Annotated in this window: 2 tRNA genes; both read right to left on the reverse strand. The window is 39.6% G+C overall.

What is annotated here, in order from left to right:
- Positions 1–1,181: 1,181 nt before the first annotated feature.
- A tRNA-Val gene (locus CM19_RS00350) sits at positions 1,182–1,256 on the reverse strand.
- Positions 1,257–1,269: 13 nt separating this feature from the next.
- Positions 1,270–1,357 (reverse strand) — tRNA-Ile (locus CM19_RS00355).
- Positions 1,358–1,397: the final 40 nt, after the last annotated feature.

The raw sequence follows: 1,397 nt of genomic DNA on the forward strand, positions 1-1,397 counted from the left end.
TGAAAAATATAAAGTATTTAGTATAGTAGTCAGTATGGTGACTGTAGCCTCTCTTTTAGATCTTATACTTATTCTCAAACAGTAAGTTAAAAAGTCCAGTTAAGCGTATGAGTTGTACAACACAACGGTATACATTAATCTACTTCTATGAAAGGGATGAAAAGGGATAAACAATACATTAAGAAAACTATTCCTGTATCTGAAAAACAGGATAAGGAACACAAACAACTACACCCCAGACTGTCCAAAACACTGTTGGCCGCTATTACGAAGTGTTAAGGGGTTTTGGGAGGAACAAAAGTTGGTTTTCTGAAGCGTAAGACGGAAGATAAATATTGTCCTTGTATATCTGCAGAGCGGTCGAAGAAATTATAAGATAAAGCAAGAAGTTCAAAATCTTTTACCTCTTTTACCGAGGAATTTCAACGTTAGGGTGGGTAGAGGTTTTTCTCAAGATAAGTTAAAAGCGTGTTACTAACAAGCTAGCAAGGAATGGTAGAATATAAGTGAACTTCATTACTTCATTACCGAGGACTACTAGTTCTTCGAGTTAAGGGAGACAAGCAAGGGGTTTGGGCTTTACGGACATTTATTGCCATGTCCATAAAACCCTTGGGCTTCACCACGTTCTGAGCCGAAGCTCATCATCACGATCCGCCCCATTAGCGGGATAACCCCACCCACACCACCGAAGACCGGGTTGTGGGGAAACCCGCACATGCTTAGTTCATCCTTCTCCTTTTTTTTGTCCCTTCTTCGGGTCTACACACCCACATTTGGGACGATATAATATTGATTTTAGAATATATATAAGTATTTTGGTTTGAAGTGAAAATCATGAAATGTATATAAATGTCACGATCTAAGCTAAACTGCTAACAACGGCTTTCAGCGTAGACGTTAATACAATAGACATTCTACTGCGAGAATTCAATTGATGAAATCAAGAGAAATCTAGACTATAAGGTTGAGCAAAGGTATCTCTTCTCTCTCATTAATGATGATAACACTTTATGTACTTATAGTAAACGCGGTTATTGTCTCAAAGGATCACAACCTGAGATGTGTATTTTAAAGTGTATAAGTTGTGTTTGCGAGGTTTATAGAGATGGGGATTCTTCTAAAACATAGATAATTTAGTTTTAAATCTCATAGTATCAACATATCATCTTAAAAAGACATGGGCCCGCAGGGATTTGAACCCTGGATTACTGCCGTGTCAGGGCAGCGTCCTAACCAGGCTAGACGACGGGCCCTTTATCCTACGCTTGGGCCCGCAGGGATTTGAACCCTGGACCACCCGGTTTCTCAGATTATCTTATGAGCCGGGCGCTCTACCTAGCTGAGCTACGGGCCCACTTTTTAATAAAACTGCATAATCTCTTTTAAGACTTACG

This window comes from Candidatus Acidianus copahuensis (assembly GCF_000632495.1).
GTDB lineage: Archaea > Thermoproteota > Thermoprotei_A > Sulfolobales > Sulfolobaceae > Acidianus > Acidianus copahuensis.